Here is a 24,411-nt window from a genome sequence, read left to right as displayed (position 1 = left end):
TTCTAAAAACTAGATCTAGCTCATAAAACAAACTGAATCGTTCATGTAAGTTGAACTAAAATGAAGTAACAAATTTGTTAAATGTAATTACCAGCGTAAACATGAATCGTTATTTTAATATTCGTTAACTTTGAGTGGAATATTAGCTTCAACAAAAACACCAATTAAGCATGAGTGTAAAACCGTCGGCTTACACTCTGTAATATAAGTAAACTGCCGACAAACATAACCGTTCAATGCGGTTTTAATTTTGGAAGAGACAAACGTTGGATCATGTCTTTCGACTAAGTGCATCCTGAATAAATCTAAGGCGCTTCGAGTGACTGTTGTAAACAGTAAAAATTTTATAGAAAGCCCCTTGTTTTATGAGGTGATATTTACATCTCTTAGCATAAAAAGGCATTAATCTGTTTTTGGCGTAGTGGTCTAATCCATAAATACCATTATATAAAAAATAAAAATGGAGTGCAGTGATGAGTAAAACTAAAGTATCAGGATATATAGGCTTACTTGCCTTAATCCTTGCTCTTCCGGTTAGCGCCGGTAAACCTGTAGACAATGATGGAGATGGTTACAAATCGAGTTTAGATTGTAACGATAACAACTCATTGGTCTGGGAGCTCAACTCATGTGGCGTCTGTGACGTCGAACCCGTTAATGGCTGTAATGCTTCTAACCCACACTCAGATCTGAGTTGGACCGACTACCCAAATGCTTGTATAAACTGTCACGACGGTGGGGTTGGTGGTTCTCAGTATGATGAGATGTTTGGCTCTACTCACTATCAATGGACGGGTGATACACCTGACATGGTAAACCAGGGTGGTACCCTACAGGGTAAGCTTACCAACGCAGTAAACAGCTATTGCATCAACATCGAAGGTGACTGGCCGGTTTGTGGTTCATGTCATGCTGGCCGCGGTATTAAGCCTGGCGAAGGTGATACCAACGCCAATGTCGATTGTTTGATGTGTCATAACAAAGACTACGCCCTAAACCGTGTAAGAAAACCAGACGGTAGCATGGGTCCATCAGATGGTACTGCACAGGTCGATCTGGATAGTTACGTTCAGAACATCGCGGCCCCTGGCAGAACTAACTGTCTTAAGTGTCATGCCTACGCCGGTGGTGGTGATGGTGTGAAGCGCGGCGATATATCTTCGGCCTTAATGGCGAACTCAGACATGCATTTCGATGTTCATATGAATGTCGCCGGTGCTAACCTGGAGTGTCAGGATTGCCACAAGTTTGATAGCCATAGAGTGATAGGTAAAGGCTCAGATCTGCGCCCTACCGATGATATAGTCAGAGGCGCTGAGGTGACATGTAGCAGTGGTACCTGTCACGTCGGAATGGACTCTGGTTCAGGACATGCAAGCTCTGGACGTCGTGATGAGCCCGATCGTCATGTGGCAAGAGTTTCATGTCAATCCTGTCACATTCCAACCTATGCAAAAGATCTTGGTGACCCTTCACATGTACCTACAGAGATGCACAGAGATTGGCGTTTCCATCATGATGGTACACCAGCCGATGGTGTTTCCGGTGCTGGTCACCCCCATGCCGATAAATTGGCAAACCAGACTCCGGAGATGAGATTCTGGAATCGTAAGAGTGATAACTACCTGCTGCATGATCTGGGTATTGTGGATCCCGCCACCGGACGCTATCCGACTTCTCGTCCTATAGGTGATGTATCGGATGGTAAGTTAATGCCATTCAAGTACAAGACAGCGACTCAGCCAATGACGGTTGCCGACGACCGTATGATTGCACTCGATACCTTCGAATATATCAAAGGTTCCGGTGACGCAGTTGCAGCTATCGAGGCTGGTCTGGTTAACATGGGCTACCCTGTGAATGAACCATACAAGTGGATAGAAACCGATACTTATCAGGTGATAAACCATGGTGTTAACCCGGCAAGTGATGTTGCGGCTTGTAGTCAGTGCCATGAAGAAAATCTTGATTTAACTACTGACTCTAAGCTCGATGCCTTAGGGTACAAACTCAAAGGACCTAAAGAGCAAGTGTGTGCTCAGTGCCATGATGGCAGTAAAAACTTACCGCGCACCTGGGATAGAATGCACAATCATGTCGAGAAAGGCAGCGCTGGTATAGGTTGTAATTTCTGTCACGATGTTGAACGTGTCGAGCGTAACCTATGTGATCCTTGCGATTCCAGTTGCTCCATCGAATATGTGGATAACATCTCCTATCCACATCAGTGTAACTAACTAAATTTCACCAAATCATCAAAAGTAAGTACGAGGCTGGCACCAGGTGCCAGCCTTTTTTATAGCCCCCGGATATTCACTAGCCTTTAACCCCGGGCAATCGTAATATCAGACACATAGCCATGCTCGGTTCCAACCAGCGCTTGCTTAAGCATGGTCGCCGCTTCATCTGCGCTCATAAAGCCGGATGTATCTAATGACTTTCCACTCGAGGGCCAAAATTCCGTTGCCATTCCCCCGGGGTAAACCGCAATTAGCTTCATGGGGCTTCCTTTGAGCTCCAGGCGTACAGATTCAACCAATCCCCGTACCGCCCATTTAGCCGCACAGTAGGTCGACTCACCCGCCTTAGCCGCCAGAGCCGCCGTCGACATAACAATCACAACCGTCACAGCCTGCTCTTTGTAGCGCTTCACCGCTTCACGTAAAAGCATGATTGCCGACGTTACATTGTTTTCTATCAAAGCGTTAATAGCATCGGGTTCTTGATCTTCCAGGGCACCAAAATAACCGCTACCGGCGCAGTGAATGATGGATTTCGGCGTGTGTAGGCAGGTATCAAACAGGGCTTTTATATCGTCGGCACGACTCAGGTTCGCCGTCTTAGACTGGACTTTATCACTTAAAGGATCTGAGACTTCACGCAAACGTTGTTCGTTACGGCCAGAGATTAACAGCTCGGCCCCCTCTTCGCTGTACAGCTTAGCCAGGGCAGCCCCTAGTCCGCTACTGGCACCGGTAATGACAATCATGGATAACTCACTGTTTAACTTATTCGGATAAAAATAGTCACATAAATGGGGCAAGACTACAAAGAAATCTAGCCAGGATGAGTTATTTTTTGTGACGACAGAATAGGTTCCGCCCAATTCTTATAATGAGTGCTTTATTGCATCTACCAAGTTCAGGCGCCGCATCAATAACTACAGACAGTATTCCTATCACGACTCTTAGCTTCATAGAGGGCTATATCCGCCTCATGAATAAGGTCGGTTAATGTTTGCTGTCTGTAACATGAGATACCAATACTCACGGTCAGGTGTAGTCGCTGACTTTTACTCAGCCTCATCGCTTTTTTGGCCAGCGCCGTTCTATAGCGCTCTGCGAACGTTATGGCATCACCTTCGGCAACGTTGGGGAGAAATATAAGAAACTCCTCGCCGCCATAACGGACCAGAACATCTGACTTACGGCTGGTTTGTCGCAAGGTATTGGCAATAAAGTGAAGGGCCTGGTCGCCTACCTGATGGCCGTATTGATCATTGACTCGTTTAAAATGATCCACATCCAGCATTAATACGGCTAAGGGCATCTTATTGCGCCGGGTTAACTCATATAATTCCCCCACCCGATTGAGTCCTTCCCGGCGATTGTACAAACCGGTGAGAGAGTCATAAGTGGCCTGTTCAGTCAGCTTACTTTCTAGTTGTTTCTGAGCCGTAATATCGAAGATGATCCCAATGAGACCCGCAACCTCATTATTGTTATCTTCAAAGCTGGTTTTATGAAATTTTACATAGCGTTCATCCCCTTGGGTTGAACGCACCATACCTTCATAATTCTGTATTCCGGGGTTATCGAACAGGGCTTGATCGGCACTATGATAGATCTCGGCCAGTTCTCGGTCGAAGAGTTGAAACACATTATTCCCGATAAGCTGACTACGCTCGATCTTGATAAAATCTTCGAAGGCACGATTACACCCAAGATAGATCCCAACTTTATCCTTATAAAAAATAGGCACAGGTAGCGTATCTATCAGACATTGCAACATAGGGTTATTGCCTGACAGATAGGTGATGAGATCAGAGTCTAACGAACTATCCATATTCATTTAGCGACATTCTCTAATACTGTATTTGTTATACAATTCAATTGTATTCCCTTCTGTCAATAACCGCTAGTTTTCTGTACGTTTTTCACACAGTTATCATACCTGTGTCTCCTTAAGTCATACTTATCGCTCATTCATCGGTTTCTGCCATGTTTTATCCATGCTTGTGTATCTATTTATCAACATTACTTTCTAAGTTATTGTTATTATCCGAGCTAACCTTCACTTACTTAAGCTTGTTAACTTAGATGAGATATCATGACTCTGTTTGAAATTGCCATATTGCTAGTCGCTCTTTTTTTGGCGATGACGATAGTTTGGACCACTATACGTGTCGGGATCTCGCCGATGCCCAGTTCGACAAAAGCGTATAGAGCCATGATCAAACTAACCGAACACACAGGCGATGGCCCCATTTATGATCTTGGTTCGGGCTGGGGAAGCTTAGTCATCCGTATGGCGACCAAATTTCCTAAGCGTCAGGTTGTCGGCTACGAACTCTCTCTGTTACCTTATCTGGTGAGTTTATCGGTTAAGCGGCTAATGAGGTTAGATAACTTGAATCTGTATCGGCAAGATTTTATGAAGGCCGATCTATCCGGGGCATCGGTGCTGCTTTGCTACCTTTATCCTGATGGCATGTCAAAGTTAGATCTCCTTATCGATACACAATCGAAAAAAGATTTATGTACATCAACGTCCAGTCTCAGTAAGGTCAACTCCAAGCATTTATTTAGTGACACTCCCCATTTTCACTGTGGATGTAACCCCGACTTTGTCATCAGTAATAACTTCGCGCTTCCATCTCGAAAGGCCGAAAAAGAGGTCCGTTTAGACGACCTTTATCGCTCGCCCATTTTTCGCTATAAATTGGACCAATCTGTTAACCGCATAAGTTAACCAAACTGCAGCAAACATTAACCCTGACAAAGTCATCAATCGTTCTGTCAAATACCGACTACACTGGTTAAGTCTCTTACTGATCTGAATCCCAATTTTTCATAATTTGGTTAACTCTTACTCATCCGCAGTTGAATTTTGCACATTATTGTCGACTAATTTCTAACTAACTGCGTATATCTGTTTATAAAGTAGGCATTCGGTCAAAAATTGTTATTAATTTTGCAAACAACAGCAATAAACTACTGAAATTTAAAATCTTCATGCCTACACTTAAAATAACAAGTGTCATATATGAGGTACTCTCCCTATGAAAACATTTCCTCTTGTCTCCCCTCTTAGTAGTGACCAGCTCTACCGAACATCTGAACTTTCGGATCTCGCTCCTGAATTCAAATCCACCAAAAACTTAAGCCCTATCAATGAAATAGTGGGTCAGGAACGCGCTCAACAAGCGGTTGAGTTTGCGATGTCCATGAAGGATAAAGGCTACAATATCTATGCTATCGGACGTAATGGCTTAGGCAAGCGCACTATGGTACTGCGCTACCTCAACCGCCACGAACCAAATGGTAATGGGCATACCTTATATGACTGGTGTTATGTCATTAATTTCGACGAGGCCCGTACGCCTAAAGTGCTGAAACTGCCCGCAGGCACTGGAATGGAGCTAAAAAAAGACATAGAGAAGCTCATGTTACGTTTAGTCAAAGCCCTGCCGCTCGCTTTTGACAACGAAATGTACTACTCCCGCGCCGAAAAACTCAAGGGGTTACTCGCCCAGAAACAGGAGTCCGCTTTGCTGGGGCTCACCAATGAGGCAAAAGAGTCCAGTATCAGCCTGACTATTACCCCGCAGGGTAGCTATGAACTGGTCGCCATGAATGGTGAGGAACCCTATACAGAAGAATCCTTCGCTCAGCTGCCTAAGAAGAATCAAGATAAGTTAGAGACGGCCATTACCTCACTGGAGTCGAAGCTCAGGGTTATCGTCAGGAAGTTTACGGTTTGGGAAGAGGAGTATTCCGAAAAGCAGCTCAAGCATGATGAGCAGGTCGCTCAAGATGTATTGGCTCACCTCACCGATAAGTTAAAAGATAAATACAGTAGCTTACCCGCAGTGAAAAGCTATCTGTCTGGCATGCACAAAGATGTTATTGATAATTTAGACCTTTTCCTTGAAGAGAACGAGGAGCAATTGGCACTCTCCTACGCCTCACTCGACAAGAAGATGCCAAGACGTTATCAGATCAATGTATTAGTAGGCCAAGATACTGAGAAGATGCCGATCCACATTGAGGAGACGCCTAACTATCACTCTATTTTTGGCTACATAGAGAATGCGACCTTCAAAGGCACCATCTTTTCTGACTTCTCACTCATCAGACCCGGAAGCCTGCATAAAGCCAATGGCGGCGTGCTAATGATCGACGCGATTAAGGTACTCGAACAACCCTACGTTTGGGATGGGCTTAAACGCGCATTAAGATCGAGAAAACTCAGCCTGAGCTCACTCGAACGTGAAGTCACCTTATCAGGGACTATCTCATTGGATCCTGAGGCTATCCCTTTAGATATCAAGATTATCTTGCTTGGCGATTATCAGACCTATCAGCTTCTACAACACTACGACCCTGAGTTCAGTGAGCTATTCAGGGTTACCGCAGACTTCGAAGACGTCATGCCACGCACACAAAAATCAGAAGCACAATACGCACAATTTATCTCGAGTATTATTCACGGTAATAAGATGCTTCATTGCGACCGTGGTGCGATAAAGCGCATTATAGAATTCAGCTCCCGACAGGCCGATGATCAAAACAAACTGTCTCTGCATTCCGCCGATATTGCCAATCTGCTTCGAGAGTCTAACTATTGCGCTCGTGCGGTTAAGGCCAATATGATCCGCGCCAGCCATGTGGATCAGGCACTGCATAATCATGAGCTCAGGGTATGCCGTCTCAAAGACAATGTGATGCAGAGTTTTGTCAATGGTACCACCTTGATAAGTACTCAGGCCCATGCCATCGGGCAGGTCAACGCCCTGTCTGTAATTGCGACTTCAGATCACCAATTTGGCGCGCCTAACCGGATAACCGCAACCACGGCATATGGCGAGGGTAAGGTGTTCGATATCGAACGAAAGGTCGAACTCGGTGGCAGTTTACATTCCAAGGGGGTGATGATCCTCTCGGCTTATCTGGCCTCTATCTTAGGCAAAACGGCTAAGATCCCCCTGACGACTCACCTCACTTTCGAGCAGTCCTACGGCGGCGTCGATGGTGATAGCGCTTCGATGGCGGAACTGTGTGCCATGGCGTCGGCGTTCTCTCAACAGCCCATCAGACAAGATATCGCTATTACAGGCTCAATGAACCAATTTGGCGAGGCTCAACCTATCGGCGGCGTCAATGAAAAAATCGAAGGCTTCTTCGATGTTTGTGCCATCAAAGGACGCAAGGCGACTCAGGGGGTGATTATTCCTCAATCTAATGTCCAAAATCTGATGCTTCGTAAAGATGTCGTCGAAGCGGTTAAGAAAGGCAAGTTTAATATTTGGGCAATCGAGCATGTCACCCAGGCCATAGAACTTCTGACCGGTATCCCTTCAGGAATGAATGTCAAAGGCAGCGGTAAAAAAGCGTCATATCCCGATAACTCTATCTTCGGTATGGCTCAAGCCCGATTGGAAAAATTGAGAGAGAAGCACTCACGGGTGAGAAAAGGAGAATAACGGGGGGACGTTTGTGTTCTTCAGCATCGATGACAAGAGGATAAAGGTCATCGATGCTTAATTAGTCTTTATATTTAGAGCCTTACTAGCTAAATCCTACTAGCAATAGTCTTACAACTTATGGTTAAGGGACTAATACCAGCGGAATACCGATACAGTGCGCTAATTTATTGGCCACACTCCCAAGGATCAGGTCGGCGAAACGAGAACGACCTCGACGACCGACAAAGAGCATATTGGCGCGCTCCTCCTTTGCGCAATCATGCAGCACCAGTGCAGGATCGCCCCATACCAACTCCGTCGTTATCGGTACATCTGCTCCACTGTATTTTCGTTTGAGTGGCTCGAGTACATTCTTTGTGACCTGCTTTTCCTCTTCGTCTTGGTCTAAAATAATGGGTGGAGCCACCTCTTCTACCATCATAGGTTGTACTGCCGGCCAACTCAGGACATAAACCAGCTTTACCTGTGCGCCGGTTTGCTTAGCTAAATGCACGGCTCGCTCCGTTGCCCTATCGCCCCACTCGCTACCATCCACACCCACAAGATATAGACATTTATTCATCAGTTATCTCCATTGTGCTAAAGGAACCTCATAGGTACATTGCACTGCTCACCAATGAGTTATACCTCTATCATGCCAAGCAAAAAATCAGTCGTCCACCTTTGATTTGAATATATTTTTTATGACTCAATGAGGCCATCAACACTGCCTATCTCATAAGGTCAAGTGAGTAAGGTGAGAGGATGCCTACGGTGAAAATTGAAACTCCAACCTGGCCAATGTGAGTCACTTTAGGGTTTATCACGCTATATTTTGCTCCAGGTGAGCCAGCATTTTCTTGAAGGTATTTACGTTTGGGTAGTCTCTCTCTGTTATTTTCACCCCTGTTAATTTTTTTATTTCGATCAGGTAATTCAAAAAGTCCATAGAATCTAAATCACATGCATCACGGAGATCTTCCTCAAGATCAATATCCTCAAGCTCTATCTCCGGGGCTATCTCCTGTATGGCCTTTAGTAAAACAGCTTTTATCTCATGATTTTTCATAACAGCTCCGGCTTCTGCAGTTGTTTTGACAAAGCATTAAGGAATTTTGCCCCTAACATGCCATCGATAACCCGATGATCGGCACTCAGACACACACTCATTACATCGCGGCTTACAAGAATAGCGTCGACAAGTTGCAGTGTCTCTCTTATCTTGCCAAAACCAATAATGGCCACTTGTGGAGGATAGATAACAGCAAATACGGTATCGGTTCCACGTTCACCCATATTCGTTATGGTAATGGTCGCATCGGTTAACTCAGAGCTACGCAGGTGCCCGTTACGGCCCCTTGCGGATATGTCGCGGATGGCCTGCATGGTTTCATCAACCGAGAGTTTATCGACATGATGGATCGCCGGAACGACTAATCCCCCCTGACGTATGCTGATCACGTTACCTATATGGATCTCTTTTGCATGTACAAATTGATTCTCTTGATAAAAGCCATTTAAATCCGGGTATTTCGTCAGTGTCTTAGCCACGGCTTTTAATAACAGGGCCAAAAGTAATATATGCTGCTCAGGTGCTCTATCTTCATTGGTTTTCTTTAGCCACTCCTGTGCATTGCCCAGTTCGATATCTAAGCTTTGATAAAAATGGGGGATCTCGTTTTTTGATTTGCTCATCGCGGCGGCGATGGCTGCGCGCATGCTCTTAGTTATACCACTGCTCTGCTTACGGTCTGATGTGCTAGCCCGTATCTCCTCAGTGTTTTCCGGCAAGTCCCTCAATAAAATGGCCCCCTTGGGTCCACTGCCCTTAATGGCTGTCAAATCGAGACTCTTCCCCATTGCAATTTTACGAACGATTGGTGAGGCTATTGCTGCAACGCGGTCCGCTGCTGTATCTATCTGTGGAGCGACTGTATCAATCTGCGGAGCTATTGTCGCTGCAACCTCCCTGTCACTGGCTTGAGTTTCAACTCTCGCCATAACCGTCCCGACAGGCAGCGTAACGACAGGTTGGTGTAATATTTCACTGATGACGCCGGTGTGGTACACCTCCATATCGATCGCACCTTTCTGTGTTTCGATGACTGCGATAATATCGCCTCGCTTTACCGGGTCTCCGCGCTTAACCAGCCATTCAACCAGCATCCCCTCTGTCATATCGGCCCCCAGGGAGGGCATAACTATCTCTTTCACCTGATCGTTTTCTCTGTCCATCAGCGCCCATCCATTATGGCTTGAGCCATTTCTACTATCTGTTCTACCTGAGGCAACGCCGCCTGCTCCAGGTGGCTCGGATAGGGGATCGGCACTTCGGCCGTGCAGATTCGTTTAACGGGGGCATCCAGCATCCAGAAACCTTGCTCCATGATGATGGCACTGATCTCTCCGGCCAGACCACAGGTTTTCCAGCCTTCGTCAATAATGATGGCACGATGGGTCTTCTCAACACTGCCCAGGAATGTATCCGTGTCCAGTGGACGCAGGCAGCGCAGATCCACGACCTCAGCACTAATGTTTATCTTGGCAAGCTCATCTGCCGCAGCCAGGGCCTTGTGCAGGCAGCCCCCATAGGTGATAAGAGTGACATCTTCTCCTTGTCTACGTACCAGGGCGCTTTCCATATCGGCTTCAGGTGCTTCAGAGACCTCTCCGCTCTCATTCAATAACATGACATGCTCGAAGATAATCACGGGATCGGGATCTTTCAATGCCTGTCCCAACATATGCCTGGCATCGGTGTGAGTCCCAGGGCTCAAGACTTTTAGCCCCGGAATATGTGCGTAAAAATTCTCCCAGCTATGAGAGTGTTGGGCGGCCAATTGACGCCCTGCGCCGCAGGCCATGCGGATCACTACCGGGATATTAAACTGACCTCCCGACATATGCCGTAATGTGGCTGCACTATTAACGATTTGATCCATCGCCAACAGGCTGAAATTAACCGTCATCACCTCTACGATAGGCCGTAGCCCTCCAAGTGCGGTACCAATTCCAACACCTACAAATCCGGATTCACACAGAGGTGTATCGATAATTCTCTGCTCGCCATAGTAATCAAACAACCCCTTGCTCACCGCATAGCAGCCACCGTAGCGACCCACATCCTCCCCCATCAGGAACACGCGCTCATCATCTTCCAGGGCCTGCTCTATTCCCGCACGTAATGCTTCTCTGTATGTTAAGGTTTGAGCATTCATCCCGGCTCTCCTTCTTGAGTTGGGCTATAGACATCTTTGCAGAGATCTCTGGTATCCTCCCAGGCGCCCCCTTCGGCAAATTCGATGGCGGCCTCTATTTCGGCCTTTATCTCCGACTCCAGCTCATCGAGCTCCTCTTCATTGAAGTGATTATTTTCTTTTAACCAGTTTTGCAACCTGATCACAGGCCCCTTCTCCTCCCACTGACGGATCTCCTCTTTTTCACGATAGAGTTGTCCATCGAAACTGGAGTGACCGCGGAAGCGATAGGTTTTACACTCCAGAAAATAGGGCTGAGAGGTTGTCTTTATCAGCTCCAGCGCAGATGACGTTGCCGATTCAACATCGACGACATTCATACCATCGACTTGAGAGGAAGCCATGCCATAACCGGACGCCTTCCTGGCCAGGTTGGTTTCAGACTCAGACAAAGACAAGGCCGTCCCCATGGCGTAACCATTATTTTCACACACAAACAAAACGGGAAGTTTCCATAAGACGGCAAGGTTCATCGCTTCATGAAACTCTCCCTCGGCTACGGCGCCCTCACCGAAGAAACAGACAGTCACTGCGTCTCTATGTTGCTTTTTATTGGCCATGGCCAACCCGGCGGCTAAGGGTAAACCGCCGGCTACGATGGCATTACCGCCATAAAAATTCATTTGCTTATCGAACAGGTGCATCGAGCCCCCACGGCCCCTGCTGCAACCGTTGATTCGACCGAACATCTCGGCCAATATACTGCCCATCGATAAACCGCGAGCCAGTGCATGACCATGCTCTCTATAAGTTGCCACTATCTGATCTTCCGGTTTCAACACCGACATCACCCCAACCGCGATGGCCTCTTCACCTATGTACAGATGTAAGAAACCACGTATCTTCTCCTCGGCATAGAGCTGTGTACACTTCTCCTCGAAGCGACGAATACGCAGCATCTGCCTTAACTGATTAATCAGATGTACTCTATCTATACGTAATTTTTGATTCATTGCTCATCACTCTCCAAGGTTGAAATATCACCTTCCGGTAGCCCAAGCTCTCGCGCCTTTAACAGACGACGCATGATTTTTCCGCTACGGGTTTTGGGCAGGTTCTGACGAAATACGATCTCTTTTGGTGCGACGGCGGCACCTAAGCGTTTACGGGCGAACCCTTTTAGCTCTTTTTGTAGCGCCTGTAATGTCTGCTCAGTCTGTTCTACGTCCGGTTTCAATGCCACATAGGCTTTAACCATCTCACCGGTAAGCTCGTCCGGAATGCCGATGACCCCCACTTCGGCCACACTGCTATGTTCCATTAGTGCACTTTCGACTTCAAAGGGACCGATCAGGTGGCCCGATGATTTGATCAAGTCATCGACGCGACCAACAAACCAGTAATAGCCCTGTTCATCACGCATGGCCAGATCGCCACTCAGGTACCAGCCATTATTAAAACAGCGCTCATACCTTTCACTCTGGTGCAGGTAACCGCGAAACATCGATGGCCAGCCCTGTTTTAACGCCAGCTCACCGATCTCCATCGGCTGCTGCACCTGTTCAACATCACCTTGCTCATTTCGTTTAACGATTCCGGCTGTGATCCCGGGCAGAGGCAGGCCCATTGAACCGGGTTTGATTGGCTGACTCGCATAATTGGCAATCATGATCGCTCCCGTTTCGGTCTGCCACCAGTTATCGTGGAACGGAAGTCCTAAGGTTTTCTGCCCCCATATAACCGCTTCAGGGTTCAGGGGTTCACCGACACTTGCAATAAAACGTAATGCCGAGAGATCATATCCCTGTCTAACTTCACTCCCCGCCCTCATCAACATTCGAATGGCTGTAGGTGCGGTATACCAGACCGTTATGTGCTGTTCCTGCAAGATCCGATACCAGCGCTCCACTTCAAACTCAGCCTCATCGACGATCATCGTCGCCCCCATGCATAATGGAGCGACAATGCCGTAGGAGGTACCTGTCACCCAACCGGGATCGGCGGTGCACCAATAGATATCCGATGGGTGAAGATCGAGTGCGTAATAAGCCGATAGCTTATGCTCCTCTACGGCCTGATGAACATGCATGACACCTTTGGGCTTCCCCGTGGTACCACTGGTAAAATGCAACAGTGCCATCTCATCTTTCTGGGTATTAACACAGGGATATTGCGGGTCCCCCTGACTCAGTAACTCAGGTAATGCATAACAGCCCTCGTCCAGCTCACCACTGCCATCTATCAATAAAATAGCCTTAAGGTGTGATAACTCCCGCCACCATGGTGCAACCTTTTTTCGATAGAGACTCATGGTTGTGATCAGCACATTTGCTTCACCGATCTCCATTCGCGAACGGATAGGTTCTGGCCCGAAGGCCGAAAACAAGGGGGTAAACACACAGCCCGACTTTAATGTACCCAGAGCCGAGATATAGAGCAGCGGCAGACGACCCGCTAAGCTGAAGATGCGGGCTCCCCGTTCAAACCCCAGACGATGAAGCGCACTGGCAAAGCGACTGCTTTGTTCGGCTAGTTCCCGATAGCTGAAATCCACGATTTCATCTTGTTTACTTAGCCAACGCAGGGCTAATTTACCTTCAATCTCGGTATTGAGATGACGATCGATCGCTTCATAAGCGATATTTATTGTTTCTCTATGAGATAAGTCAGATACAGCAGAAGGAGGCTCTGCAGAAAAGGAGGTGTAGCACTTATGGTAATCGGTCAAGTTTGACGTCACTTGCCGGTGAGGTGGTTTATCAATGGTTTCAGTCATACGGAGGTCTTCCCTGGCTCTGAATGGACCCTATGGCGATACGGCTTGGTATCAGTATAGTAGCCAACCGGTAGACGACTGCTGAATTGCTTGATCTACATCAACTTATTTCTAACCTCTTAAATATTAAACGATATTAATGCTATCTCTTAGTGATTCAACAGATACAAAAAGGCCGAAGCACTATTTCTAATGAAAATTGCTTCGGCCTGATATTTGGAACGGTCGATTAAGCGCTATGGGTTAAGCTAATGCTTCCTGCAACGGTGGCACGACCTGCTTCTTACGGCTCAATACGCCATCAAGCCATACACGGCCATTTTCAGTTGGTTTACCATAAGCTCGCTCGGTCAGGCTTGCATCATCGCTGACAATTAACAGTTCAGAGCCTTCCTTCATGATGTCGGTCAGCAGTAATAGCATACTGTGACGCCCACCTTCGGCTTTCATTGCTTTGATATCGGCTTCCAGCTCGGCTTTGATATCATCGAATACTGAAAGGTCGATAACCTCCAGTTGACCGATACCGACCAGATGGCCGTTCATGTTGAAGTCTTTAAAATCACGCATAACGAGATCGCGTACCGGAGTACCTTCGACGGCAGACTTAACCTTAAACATCTCCATACCTAACGCTTTAAAGTCTTCGATGCCGGCAATTTCAGCCAGCGCTTCGACACACTTAATATCTGCAGTGGTACATGTTGGAGACTTAAAGATAACCGTATCACTCAAGATGGCGCACATCATGATGCCCGCAATATTCGCTGGAATTTCAACACCATGAAAATCATACATCATCTTAATGATAGTGTTGCTGCAACCAACAGGACGGATCCAACACTCAAGTGGTGTAGAGGTGGTCAGATCGCCCAGTTTATGATGATCGACAATCCCGACAATCGTCGCTTCGCCAATATCGTCCGGCGCTTGCGTTAGCTCAGAGTGATCGACAATATACACCTGCTCACCGGCATAGCTTGTCTTAAACTCCGGCGCTTCGAAACCAAACTTTTCTAAGATGAATGCGGTTTCTGGCGCTAACTCACCGAGTCGTGCTGCTATCGATGCTTCACCGATTTGATTTTTCAGGTAAGCAAGTGCAATTGCACCACAAATGGAATCTGAATCTGGGATCTTATGGCCCACAACATAAACTGACATTGATAACTCTCCTATTAGTCCCCCTATTCTACCAAATCTGACTCATTTGAAAAACCTAAATTGGTGCTTAAAAGCGCATGCTCACACACTATGGCTAAAAAAGATTGCCAGCTTGAAGATTACTGCTAAACTGATTACTGTATATTTATACAGTACGCGGTGAATTATTAACTTATGAAAGTGATCCCAATCTCAGCCTGCGCCGGTATTACCGGATTCGAGAGTCCGGCAGCAGATTATAAGCAGCTACCGCTGAGCCTGGATGAACTGCTTGTCGAACATCCCAGCGCCACTTTTATCGGCCAGGCCAGCGGCAACTCGATGCAGAATATCGGTATATTCGATGGGGATATTCTTATCGTAGACAGGCATGTCTCCGTTAAAAATCAAGATGTGATCGTCGCTAATTATAATGGCTGTTTTGTCTGCAAAATTATTGATACCTACAGGCGGTTATTACTGTCAGCCAGCGATGAACACCTGCCGGTGACCATACATGAGTATGATCAGTTTAGCGTTGAGGGCGTTGTTGTACGGTCGATACGGTGCCACCGCCCAAGTCCTCTGCTGACAAAAGGTACAGGTCAGGTTGAGAGTTGATTCGTGAATAAATTTGACGTGAAAGTCGTAGCCAGTCCAGTTATTCGCAATCAATTGTGTTGTAGACACCTCTGTTCCCCATTGCGACTCGTATCTGAATATTTAACATTGATACCGATAGCAAGGGGGAGATAGATGTTTGCTTTGGTCGATGCCAACTCCTTTTACTGCTCCGCCGAGCAGGTATTTCGTCCCGAATGGCGCGGTCGCCCGATTGTGGTTCTGTCGAACAACGATGGATGTATCGTAGCGGCGAATCGTCAGGCCGTTGATGCCGGGATCCCCAAGTTCGAGCCCTTTTTCAAGGTTAAGTCACAATGTGAGCGGTTGGGCGTGATTGCACTCAGTTCAAACTATGAACTCTACGGCTCGTTGTCGGCCAGTATGATGGAGGTCATAGGCCGCTTTGCGCCCGAACAGCATATCTACAGCATCGATGAATCCTTTCTCTCCTTTAAACACTGCTCTACGGCGATCCCCTGTTTAATTAAGCATGGTGAGGCCTTGAGGCGTGCCGTCTGGAAAGAGACCCGCTTACCGGTGTGCGTTGGCATGGCAGAGACGCTCACCCTGGCCAAGATTGCTAATCATGCCGCAAAGAAACATGAGGGATATCATGGTGTCTGCCTAATCGACAATCCACAGCAACGTAAAGCGATCTTACTTAAAATGCTCCCGGGAGATGTATGGGGGATCGGGCGCCGCTTGGCTAAGCGCCTGGATATGATGGGCATCAAGACCGCCTATGCCCTGTCTCAAATGGCGCCCGGGATTGCCAGAAAGCAATTCAGCATTGAGGTCGAACGCACCGTCCGTGAGCTCAATGGCGAAGCCTGCAAAGGCTGGGACGAGGCCCGCGCAGATAAGCAGCAGATATTTTCCACACGTAGCATGGGTGAGCGGATAGTCGATGCCACCTCACTGCAACAGGCATTAAGTAAACATGCGGGAATAGCCACCAGCAAGGCAAGAGAGCAAGGCTCACTGTGTTCGGTAATACATATTTTTGCATCGAACTCCCCCTTCGATGAACACCCGACTGGCTTTAAAATCACCCACCGTTTTGCTTATCCTACTAACGATACCGGCGAGATCACCGAGGTGGTCAACCGCATAGCCGCACGGCAATTTCGAGAAGGGGTCCGCTACTACAAGGTGGGTGTAGGCTTGATCGATCTGGTCAGCGAAGCACATCTGCAGGGGGATCTGTTTGAGCCTCCTAAAAACCCCGCATTAATGCGGGTGTACGATAGGCTTAACCATAGGTATGGCTCAGACTCACTCTTTATGGCTGCCCAGGGGATCACCCCGAAATGGAGCATGCGCAGACAATACCTTAGCCCCCAATACACCACATGCTGGAAGGATCTGCCTAAGATACAGTGCTAGAGGTACTGACCGTAGGTAGATGCCAACAAAGTTGTGCTAGAAAAATAAGAAGGGAGCAAGCTGGTTAATCTGATAAAAAAATCAACCAGCTATTACGGGGTATGAAAAGATTAACCCATGCTATGCCGAATCATCTCTCGGCTTCCTTTTCAAAATAGTTAAAATCATCTTCATTGACAACACGCTGTTCATGAACCCAAAGCAACTGCTCTACATCGGTAACGGCGACAAAACCTATGCTGATCTCACCAATTTCGGCGGCCTTCATGATGAGTTTAGCTACGTTATCAACATGTTCAGCGCTGGTATAAACTTCCAGCTGAGTATGACCAACTAACTGATCTTGAGTGTATAAGTTACTGTATTTACCTCGTCCTCTGACGGTAAACACCGTAAAACCGCTGATGCCATGCGCCTCGAGTGCATGTTGAACACTCTCAAGTTGCATATCCCCTATAACCGCAGTGATTTTCTTAAGCTTCATACAGAACTCCTTTCAAAATGAGTTAACTCGAGTAGCTAAAAACATAGCCAATGAAGAACGAACATCCCATTAACTAGTTTAGCCGTAAATAACCGGAGCCTATGACAAATTGTGCAAATAAATGACGAGGTTATGGAAAGCAGGACGAAAGACGATTCGCCCGACGTTCCTGTTAGATGAAGTTGAGGGAAGTGATAGGTAATGACGACATCAAGAATCAATCAACCCCTCATATTTGAAGGGTTGAATACTTTTATTGAGCGCTAGTGCTTCTTACTGCCAGGTAACGCTTTTGGTAATGAGTTACGGGGAACGGGCTCATTCTCATCGTTGTCTTTGACGTTTTGATCGACGTACTTGTAGTAGCCCTCTTTAAATCGCGTCCACCAGCCGTGTGACAGCTCGGCTCCATGAGCCTCTATATGTTCCTCGATTCCATCCAGATTACAGTGGGTCGCATCATAGGCAACATTTAACGTAGAAGATTCATCATCATAAGAGACACTATCGATACCGATAATTTGATCGATCTCATCTATGATAATCTGCTTATTTTCAGCTGTGATCCCCTCTAGCTTCAGATGTCTGACAACAAGGTTAACTTCTTTTACACCGCCTCTGTGGTCTAAATCACTCATTTTACCTTCCTCATTAAGTCACAAATTCTAATAGAAACAACTGATTTTATTGTTATATGAAGCATCCTATTAAAACCCAAATGTATCGAATACCTGAAAATAAAGCCTATCCGGCACTCTACACATAATGGCTAATAAGCCTGTTTAAGCTTCATTGCTTCTTACTTCCGACTCCAATAATAGTTCACCCTAAGCATCATCTCACACAAAGAAACATTTTTTTAACTGTTTCGCCCCACTTTTGACACAGATCAACAACCGGCAGTAAGCCTCAAGCCAGCTAACAATCATCAGACTCATCGACTTAGCCCTTAACAGCCATACCACAACTAGACCTTAGTCGTAACATGATTAAATCTTGAGCAACAATTGACATAGATCAACAGCGACTACCCATAAAGGAGTAGTATAAGATAAAATTCATATAATATCGGCCCTACTATGAAAACCAATACAGCACTCTTATTGTTATCCTCACTGCTACTGGTTAGCGCATGCGGAAGTGATAGCTCCGATCCTGAAAAAGAAACGGTGTTGCCAACAGCGAAGTTATCATTAGCTATCTCCGACTCCCCCATGTCTGGCGTTTCACGTTTAGGCATGGTCTTGAATGAGCTGGTGATGACCGATGCAGCAGGAGTCGTACACAGGCACGACCTGCAAGATATGACATTTAACCTGCTCGATTATCAGGGTATGGACAGCCATATGGTGGTCTCGGGCATTGATCTGCCTCAGGGTGATTATCACGATGCCTATATTACAGTTCATCAGGGTGATGGTAATCAGGGGTGTTACATAGAGGACGGCCAGGGGCGCCACGGTCTGCATGTGACAGATGGACACTTACCGGTCCGTGATTTCGAACTGGTCGCAGGGCAGCATCTTTCACTCACAATGGAGATCGACCTCTATCGCGGGCTTTCCTACCATCAAGGCCAATATGAATTAAATCATCAAGGGATGTGGAGTGTAGACAATCGCTATATGGGTCACTTGATAGGAGAAGTCGATCCACAATGGATAGCCGACTGCGAAACAACATACTCAGGTTTAGTTCCAACTGGCGGACAATTTACCCATTTAGCCTACCTCTACCCTAATACAGTCACTGATATAGGTCAGATGGCAGACATGGGAACGACGCCACCAAGTGGACTTACAGCACCTTCGGCGGTAAGTCCTATGATGCAGGATATTAACGGTAACTGGCACTTCGCCATGGGATACCTGCCTGCAGGTGAATACAGAGTGGGTTATACCTGCTTAGGGCACCTGGATGATCCAATAGCCGACGATATCAGTAGCGGCCCATTTGTGATATTTAAGGATTCTGGTTCTATCTCCATAGAGACAGGTTCTCAGGGGGGGCAACAGACAGTACATGAATGTGGAAGAGGCAACGGTGGCCACCATGGTGGTGGCAGACACGGCGGATAATTCACTGTTTTAGGGGCTTCAGATTTTGGAGCCTCTTTTTTAGAGAAAACAGCGAAGCACTTTCTTAAATACTTCCCTTCACAGAGCTTTTAACATATAGCTTTTAACATTTATTAGTGATCTGAATGAATGCCTTCGCCTCCCCCCCAACACTAAAAATAGCCACTAATTTTCAACAGCTAACGTGACTCCCATCGGCGATTGACATAAATCCCATAAAGTTGACATACATATTTACACAATCCACAGGTAACATTGACGCAGATCAATTAACATATTCAGCTTAAATTATTCTTTCGCCAAATTCTGTAGCAGATACACAGTTAAACGTATGTGTTTACAAAAGTTAATAATAAAAAAACTGGCTTCAACAAGAGGAAGTGTTCGTGGCTACAAAAAAACAGATTATTTTGCCTATTGTCGTATTATCCGTTGGGATCGGCGGTTTCGTTGCGATGTCGGCAATGAAGAAACCACCCGAAGAGAAAGAGGCGGTTGACAATACCCCATTAGTTGCCGTCAAGCAGGTCGAAATTAAACCTATGACATTCTCTGTCAACTCCTACGGTATCGTCAGTGCTAAATATGAAACAGAGCTGGTTTCTCAAGTTAACGGTGAGATAGTCTTCCTGTCGGAGAGTTTTGTACGAGGTGGATTTGTTAAGAAAGGCACTGTTCTGGCCAAAATTGACTCCAGTGATTATGACGCCGACCTTATCGATGCCCAGGCCACTCTGGCATCCGCCAGAGCGACCCTGGTTCAGGAAAAGGCCTACGGTAAGGTAGCCGAAGAGGAATGGAAACGGATCAAGGATGGCGTACCGACCGAGCTAAGCCTTAGAAAACCACAGCTGGCTCAAGAGATAGCGAAACTGAACTCCTCTGAAGCTGGCCTTAAGCGCGCACTGCGAAATGTCGAGCGCACCACCATTAAAGCGCCCTATGATGCCCTTATCGAAAGCAGAAATATTGGTTTAGGCTCCTACGTCAGTAAAGGCACTCCTCTGGGTAAAGTATTAAATACGGATAATGCAGAAGTTCGCCTCCCCCTTGCAGATAAAGAGCTCCAATACCTAATCAAAAAAGGTAAAAATGCCAAGGTTAATTTAATTGCCGATCTCGGTGGTGAGAAGCAGGAGTGGACAGGCACTGTTGTACGCAGTGAAGGCGTTATCGATAGTCGCAGCCGAATGACCTATCTGGTTGCCGAAGTGATCGATCCTTACGGACTAAAGTCAGATAAAAGCGAGCTGAGATACGGCACCTATGTGACCGCAAATATTGCCGGTAATGACGCAGGTAATGTTGCCGTTGTCCCAAGACACCTTATCGTAAATGGACAGATCGCAGTATTGGACGATGAGAAAAAATTACGATACAAGCCGGTTAACATCATTCGACAGTTTGGGGCCGAAGTCGTTATATCTGAAGGGCTTGATGCAGGGATGAACATCATCACCTCGGCGCTGGATTATCCGGTAGAGGGGATGCAGCTGGCCCTGCCTGAAGATAAGATCCTACAAGAGGATGATTCTGAAGAGTCTGAGACTCAGTTAGCGATGGAAGAGAAGGAGTAAACGATGCCGGATACAAACAGAGGCATCATCTCCTGGTTTGCGCGCAACAGTGTCGCGGCGAACCTTCTGATGCTCATCATTATATTAGGTGGTCTCTTGACCGCCGATACCATACGTAAACAGTTTTTCCCTCAGATAGAGATAAACTGGGTTGAATTTAATGCTTTCTACCCGGGAGCCGCCCCACAGGAAGTTGAAGAGGGGATCACAATAAAAGTCGAAGAGGCGCTCGAGAGTGTTCAGGGGCTTAAACGTGTGATCACCTACTCAAATCGTAATTCGGCCAGGGGTTACTTCCGAATAGAAGATTCTTACGACCCTCAGATAGTACTGGATGAGATAAAATCAGAGATCGATTCAATATCCAGTTTCCCCGATGGCATGGAGCGACCTAAGGTTGAACGGATAAAACTGCGTCAAGAAGTACTCTACATGAGCTTATATGGTGATATGACACCGAGGCAGCTCAAAGAGTTAGGTGAAAAGATCCATGATGAATTGATGCAACTTCCACTGGTCAATATTACCGATTTCTACGGTGGGCTCGACTATGAGATCGCCATCGAGGTCAGTAAAGACAGGCTTCGGGAGTTTGGTCTGAGCTTTAACGACGTTGCCGCCGCGGTCAGAGGGTTTTCCCGCAATATGTCGGCAGGACAGATAAGAGCCGAAAATGGTTATATTAACCTACGAGTTCAAAATCAGGCCTATGTGGGATACGAATTTGAAAATCTGCCACTGATCACACTCGATGATGGAACCACAGTACTGCTGGGCGATATCGCAACGGTTATCGATGGATTCCAGGAAGGGATCCAATACTCTAAGTTTAACGGTAAAAACTCAGTCACTTTCTTTATCGGCGCCGCTAACGATCAGAGCATGACCGATGTCGCGGATGTGGTGAAAGCTTACGTAGCCAAGAAACAGGAAGTATTGCCTGAAGGGCTTAAACTCGAGACCTGGGTCGACATGACCTACTATCTGGAAGGTCGACTGGACTTGATGTTAGATAGCATGAAAACCGGTGCCGTCTTAGTATTTTTGATGCTCGCACTATTTCTGCGCGTCCGTCTCGCATTCTGGGTGATGATGGGACTACCGGTCTGTTTCTTGGGTACCTTGCTATTTATGCCTATGGCCATGATAGATGTTACCGTTAACGTCATCAGCCTGTTCGCCTTTATCTTAGTCTTGGGTATCGTCGTCGATGACGCCATCGTCATGGGCGAGAGTGCCCATGAAGAGTGCGAACAAAGTGGGCAGAGCCTTGATAATGTCATCCGCGGGGTTAAACGCGTTGCCATGCCCGCCACCTTCGGCGTACTGACAACCATAGCCGCATTTTTACCCCTGACGATGGACGATGGTCCCTCCTCCGCCTTCGGTAAAGCTATCGGCTATATCGTTATTCTGTGTCTGATATTTTCATTGGTCGAGTCAAAACTTATCTTGCCGGCCCACCTGGCGCGGATGAAGAAAAAGACCATAGTCAAACCGGGCTCTAAAAATCCGATAGATTGGCTACGAAACGGCGTCAATTTCGTCCAGGGTAAAGTCGACTCAAACCTGAAAAAAATGATCCAGAACGTCTATAGACCCACGCTGACCATGGCAGTCGAGTACCGCTATACGGTTATCATGTTGTTCATCAGCTTCGTACTGATCTGCGCCGGTTTATACGCGGGCGGCATGATACGTTTCATCGGACAGCCTAAGATCCCCCATGACTTCCCACGCGTCACCTTTGAGATGAATGTGGATGCTTCTGAGAAAGCGACGCTATCTGCGGCTTTGGCAATAGAAAAAGCCATCTATAACGTCGATAAGCAGCTCGAAGAGAAATATGGCCAGGGTATGATCTCCGATATGCAGGTCGATCTCGAGGGACGTACCTCGGCAAAAGTAATGACCAAGTTGGTCGACCCTGAGATAAGACCACTCGATACTTTCGAACTGGCGGAGATGTGGCGTAAAGCCATGCCCCTTATCCCGGGAATGAAATCATTCGAAGTTCAGGACAACCTGTTTGGCGGTGGTCGTGACGATGGCGATATCAGTTTCCGTCTCGAAGGAAAAAACGAAGAGCAACTCGTCGCCGCATCGCAGGAGCTTAAGGCAAAACTGAACTCACTCAAGGGGGTTGGTGATGTCAACGACAGTCGACAGTCCAGCGCTAAAGAGGTGCAGTTCGAGCTTAAACCGCAAGCTTATGGTTTGGGGCTTACCTTAGCCAATATCGCCTCACAGGTCGGCAATAGTTTCTATGGCCTGGAAGCACAGCGGATCTTAAGAAACGGTGAAGAGATAAAGGTGATGCTCCGCTACCCTGAAGAGCAGCGTAACTCTATCGCTCAGGTATCCGAGGTATTGATTGTGACGCCTCAAGGCGCCGAGGTACCTCTGTCGGAGGTCGCGAATATCACGGTGACACAAGGTGTGAATGGTATTCGTCGTGAGAACGGTAACCGGACAATTAATGTCTGGGCCTCTGTCGATGCCGATCAAGCCGAGCCATTTAAGCTGGCTCAGGATATCCGCGACAACTTTATGCCTCAGCTATTGAAGAAATACCCGAGAGTGAAGAGTGAAGTCTCGGGCAATATTCAAGAGCAGATGGACAGCGCTAAGACTCAGTTACGTGACTTCATCATATCCTTGCTGATCATCTATAGCTTACTGGCAATACCGCTAAAATCTTATTCACAACCTCTTATGATCATGGCCGTGATCCCATTTGGTGTGATTGGCTCAGTACTCGGTCATATGATTATGGACATCGATCTCAGTGCCCTGTCGCTGTTCGGTATTATTGCTGCGGCGGGTGTGGTGGTGAATGACTCTCTGGTGATGGTCGATTACATCAACAAGTCCAGAGAGTCCGGCATAGCGATGAAAATAGCGGTGCTGGAAGCGGGGTGTCGACGATTCAGAGCCATCATGCTGACCTCTCTGACCACCTTCATCGGTTTGATGCCAATCATGACTGAGACCAGTATGCAGGCCAAGATGGTGATCCCGATGGCAACCTCACTCGCCTTCGGCGTGCTGTTTGCGACGGTGGTTACATTGATGCTGATCCCATGTCTCTATCTTGCTATCGAGGACATTAAGAAACTGTTTGGCAGTAAATCACGAGCCCACCATGAAGCAGATCATGGAATGGAGCCAGAGCTAATCAAATAGAGTAGCTTAAATAAGATTGTTCTAGCCGACATCGGCAAAAGATTAATGGCTCAATACAAAAATGCCGCTCTACATCAGAGCGGCATTTTTTATGAAGGGTAAAACAAATAGTAAAACAATTAGTATACCCGGTCACAATATACTGTTCATTATATAGCCAGAACAGGAGTTAAAGAAAATCCAACCTTTCGACCACATGAACTCAGACCAAAGCTCAGACTAAAACTAAAAGCCGCTTTCGACTTAGTAAGAGAAATGTCGACGGTTAAGAGA

Annotated in this window: 19 protein-coding genes; 8 read left to right on the top strand and 11 right to left on the bottom strand. The window is 46.9% G+C overall.

Going from position 1 to position 24,411, the window contains the following annotated elements:
- Positions 1-473 precede the first annotated feature (473 nt).
- Positions 474-2,237, top strand: a complete 1,764-nt coding sequence (locus tag SSED_RS11410; protein WP_012142528.1) for a hypothetical protein — start codon at positions 474-476, stop codon at positions 2,235-2,237.
- 86 nt (positions 2,238-2,323) lie between these two features.
- Here the strand turns inward: SSED_RS11410 and SSED_RS11405 are convergent, their stop codons facing one another.
- Positions 2,324-2,989, bottom strand: coding sequence for an SDR family NAD(P)-dependent oxidoreductase (locus tag SSED_RS11405; RefSeq protein WP_012142527.1), 666 nt, complete (start codon positions 2,987-2,989; stop codon positions 2,324-2,326).
- 164 nt (positions 2,990-3,153) lie between these two features.
- On the bottom strand, positions 3,154-4,071 hold the full coding sequence (locus SSED_RS11400; RefSeq protein WP_012142526.1) for a GGDEF domain-containing protein: 918 nt from the start codon (positions 4,069-4,071) through the stop codon (positions 3,154-3,156).
- A 258-nt stretch (positions 4,072-4,329) separates the two neighbouring features.
- Here SSED_RS11400 and SSED_RS11395 point away from each other — a divergent pair, with 258 nt between their 5' ends.
- Both SSED_RS11395 and SSED_RS11390 read left to right on the top strand, forming a co-directional pair.
- Positions 4,330-4,971, top strand: a complete 642-nt coding sequence (locus SSED_RS11395; RefSeq protein ID WP_041421651.1) for a class I SAM-dependent methyltransferase — start codon at positions 4,330-4,332, stop codon at positions 4,969-4,971.
- 310 nt (positions 4,972-5,281) lie between these two features.
- A complete protein-coding gene (locus tag SSED_RS11390) occupies positions 5,282-7,705 on the top strand; it encodes a Lon protease family protein (protein ID WP_012142524.1) in 2,424 nt (807 codons plus the stop codon).
- 124 nt (positions 7,706-7,829) lie between these two features.
- Here the strand turns inward: SSED_RS11390 and SSED_RS11385 are convergent, their stop codons facing one another.
- The 7 genes from SSED_RS11385 to SSED_RS11355 form a co-directional block, all read right to left on the bottom strand.
- Positions 7,830-8,270: a universal stress protein gene (locus SSED_RS11385; protein WP_012142523.1), complete on the bottom strand. Its 441-nt coding sequence runs from the start codon at positions 8,268-8,270 to the stop codon at positions 7,830-7,832.
- A 240-nt stretch (positions 8,271-8,510) separates the two neighbouring features.
- Positions 8,511-8,756 (bottom strand): acyl carrier protein, encoded by a 246-nt coding sequence (locus SSED_RS11380; protein ID WP_012142522.1) that lies wholly within the window; start codon positions 8,754-8,756, stop codon positions 8,511-8,513.
- The gene (locus SSED_RS11375) at positions 8,753-9,922 is read right to left on the bottom strand and encodes a dihydrolipoamide acetyltransferase family protein (protein ID WP_150104328.1); all 1,170 of its coding nucleotides are present in this window, start codon (positions 9,920-9,922) and stop codon (positions 8,753-8,755) included. The genes SSED_RS11380 and SSED_RS11375 overlap by 4 nt, the downstream gene beginning before the upstream one ends.
- Entirely contained in the window at positions 9,922-10,905 is a 984-nt protein-coding gene (locus SSED_RS11370) for an alpha-ketoacid dehydrogenase subunit beta (protein WP_012142520.1), read from the bottom strand. Before SSED_RS11370 ends, SSED_RS11375 begins: the two co-directional genes overlap by 1 nt.
- Positions 10,902-11,897, bottom strand: coding sequence for a pyruvate dehydrogenase (acetyl-transferring) E1 component subunit alpha (pdhA, locus tag SSED_RS11365; RefSeq protein ID WP_012142519.1), 996 nt, complete (start codon positions 11,895-11,897; stop codon positions 10,902-10,904). The genes SSED_RS11370 and pdhA overlap by 4 nt, the downstream gene beginning before the upstream one ends.
- Positions 11,894-13,660, bottom strand: coding sequence for an acetate--CoA ligase (gene acsA, locus SSED_RS11360; protein WP_012142518.1), 1,767 nt, complete (start codon positions 13,658-13,660; stop codon positions 11,894-11,896). The genes pdhA and acsA overlap by 4 nt, the downstream gene beginning before the upstream one ends.
- A gap of 243 nt (positions 13,661-13,903) precedes the next feature.
- Positions 13,904-14,824: a manganese-dependent inorganic pyrophosphatase gene (locus tag SSED_RS11355; RefSeq protein ID WP_012142517.1), complete on the bottom strand. Its 921-nt coding sequence runs from the start codon at positions 14,822-14,824 to the stop codon at positions 13,904-13,906.
- A 174-nt stretch (positions 14,825-14,998) separates the two neighbouring features.
- Between SSED_RS11355 and SSED_RS11350 the strand changes: the two genes are divergently transcribed.
- Positions 14,999-15,424 carry a LexA family protein gene (locus SSED_RS11350; RefSeq protein ID WP_012142516.1) on the top strand — a complete coding sequence of 142 codons (426 nt, stop codon included), beginning with the start codon at positions 14,999-15,001 and terminating at the stop codon, positions 15,422-15,424.
- A 135-nt stretch (positions 15,425-15,559) separates the two neighbouring features.
- Positions 15,560-16,813 carry a Y-family DNA polymerase gene (locus SSED_RS11345; protein ID WP_012142515.1) on the top strand — a complete coding sequence of 418 codons (1,254 nt, stop codon included), beginning with the start codon at positions 15,560-15,562 and terminating at the stop codon, positions 16,811-16,813.
- A gap of 130 nt (positions 16,814-16,943) precedes the next feature.
- Here SSED_RS11345 and SSED_RS11340 read toward each other — a convergent pair whose 3' ends face one another.
- Together SSED_RS11340 and SSED_RS11335 are read right to left on the bottom strand one after the other, a co-directional pair.
- Positions 16,944-17,297 (bottom strand): P-II family nitrogen regulator, encoded by a 354-nt coding sequence (locus tag SSED_RS11340; protein ID WP_012142514.1) that lies wholly within the window; start codon positions 17,295-17,297, stop codon positions 16,944-16,946.
- Between the two features lie 263 nt (positions 17,298-17,560).
- Entirely contained in the window at positions 17,561-17,935 is a 375-nt protein-coding gene (locus SSED_RS11335; RefSeq protein WP_012142513.1) for a hypothetical protein, read from the bottom strand.
- 441 nt (positions 17,936-18,376) lie between these two features.
- Between SSED_RS11335 and SSED_RS11330 the strand changes: the two genes are divergently transcribed.
- From SSED_RS11330 to SSED_RS11320, 3 genes are all read left to right on the top strand, one after another.
- The gene (locus SSED_RS11330) at positions 18,377-19,375 is read left to right on the top strand and encodes a DUF4382 domain-containing protein (RefSeq protein WP_012142512.1); all 999 of its coding nucleotides are present in this window, start codon (positions 18,377-18,379) and stop codon (positions 19,373-19,375) included.
- A 386-nt stretch (positions 19,376-19,761) separates the two neighbouring features.
- Positions 19,762-20,952 (top strand): efflux RND transporter periplasmic adaptor subunit, encoded by a 1,191-nt coding sequence (locus tag SSED_RS11325; RefSeq protein ID WP_012142511.1) that lies wholly within the window; start codon positions 19,762-19,764, stop codon positions 20,950-20,952.
- Between the two features lie 3 nt (positions 20,953-20,955).
- Positions 20,956-24,138, top strand: a complete 3,183-nt coding sequence (locus tag SSED_RS11320) for an efflux RND transporter permease subunit (protein ID WP_012142510.1) — start codon at positions 20,956-20,958, stop codon at positions 24,136-24,138.
- Positions 24,139-24,411: the final 273 nt, after the last annotated feature.

Origin of the sequence: Shewanella sediminis HAW-EB3 (assembly GCF_000018025.1) — a bacterium.
Taxonomy (GTDB): Bacteria; Pseudomonadota; Gammaproteobacteria; order Enterobacterales; family Shewanellaceae; genus Shewanella; species Shewanella sediminis.
Note: the sequence above shows the minus strand (reverse complement) of the source record. Positions and strands in the feature narration are given on the sequence as shown.

What these genes read in the sequence shown, in the direction of transcription:
- SSED_RS11395 (WP_041421651.1), top strand. Translation starts at nt 4,330, where the DNA reads ATGACTCTGTTTGAAATTGCCATATTGCTAGTCGCTCTTTTTTTGGCG.
- SSED_RS11345 (WP_012142515.1), top strand. Translation starts at nt 15,560, where the DNA reads ATGTTTGCTTTGGTCGATGCCAACTCCTTTTACTGCTCCGCCGAGCAG.
- acsA (WP_012142518.1), bottom strand. Translation starts at nt 13,660, where the DNA reads ATGACTGAAACCATTGATAAACCACCTCACCGGCAAGTGACGTCAAAC.
- SSED_RS11335 (WP_012142513.1), bottom strand. Translation starts at nt 17,935, where the DNA reads ATGAGTGATTTAGACCACAGAGGCGGTGTAAAAGAAGTTAACCTTGTT.
- SSED_RS11375 (WP_150104328.1), bottom strand. Translation starts at nt 9,922, where the DNA reads ATGGACAGAGAAAACGATCAGGTGAAAGAGATAGTTATGCCCTCCCTG.
- SSED_RS11390 (WP_012142524.1), top strand. Translation starts at nt 5,282, where the DNA reads ATGAAAACATTTCCTCTTGTCTCCCCTCTTAGTAGTGACCAGCTCTAC.
- SSED_RS11400 (WP_012142526.1), bottom strand. Translation starts at nt 4,071, where the DNA reads ATGAATATGGATAGTTCGTTAGACTCTGATCTCATCACCTATCTGTCA.
- SSED_RS11355 (WP_012142517.1), bottom strand. Translation starts at nt 14,824, where the DNA reads ATGTCAGTTTATGTTGTGGGCCATAAGATCCCAGATTCAGATTCCATT.
- SSED_RS11380 (WP_012142522.1), bottom strand. Translation starts at nt 8,756, where the DNA reads ATGAAAAATCATGAGATAAAAGCTGTTTTACTAAAGGCCATACAGGAG.
- SSED_RS11410 (WP_012142528.1), top strand. Translation starts at nt 474, where the DNA reads ATGAGTAAAACTAAAGTATCAGGATATATAGGCTTACTTGCCTTAATC.
- pdhA (WP_012142519.1), bottom strand. Translation starts at nt 11,897, where the DNA reads ATGAATCAAAAATTACGTATAGATAGAGTACATCTGATTAATCAGTTA.
- SSED_RS11350 (WP_012142516.1), top strand. Translation starts at nt 14,999, where the DNA reads ATGAAAGTGATCCCAATCTCAGCCTGCGCCGGTATTACCGGATTCGAG.
- SSED_RS11385 (WP_012142523.1), bottom strand. Translation starts at nt 8,270, where the DNA reads ATGAATAAATGTCTATATCTTGTGGGTGTGGATGGTAGCGAGTGGGGC.
- SSED_RS11370 (WP_012142520.1), bottom strand. Translation starts at nt 10,905, where the DNA reads ATGAATGCTCAAACCTTAACATACAGAGAAGCATTACGTGCGGGAATA.
- SSED_RS11340 (WP_012142514.1), bottom strand. Translation starts at nt 17,297, where the DNA reads ATGAAGCTTAAGAAAATCACTGCGGTTATAGGGGATATGCAACTTGAG.
- SSED_RS11320 (WP_012142510.1), top strand. Translation starts at nt 20,956, where the DNA reads ATGCCGGATACAAACAGAGGCATCATCTCCTGGTTTGCGCGCAACAGT.
- SSED_RS11330 (WP_012142512.1), top strand. Translation starts at nt 18,377, where the DNA reads ATGAAAACCAATACAGCACTCTTATTGTTATCCTCACTGCTACTGGTT.
- SSED_RS11405 (WP_012142527.1), bottom strand. Translation starts at nt 2,989, where the DNA reads ATGATTGTCATTACCGGTGCCAGTAGCGGACTAGGGGCTGCCCTGGCT.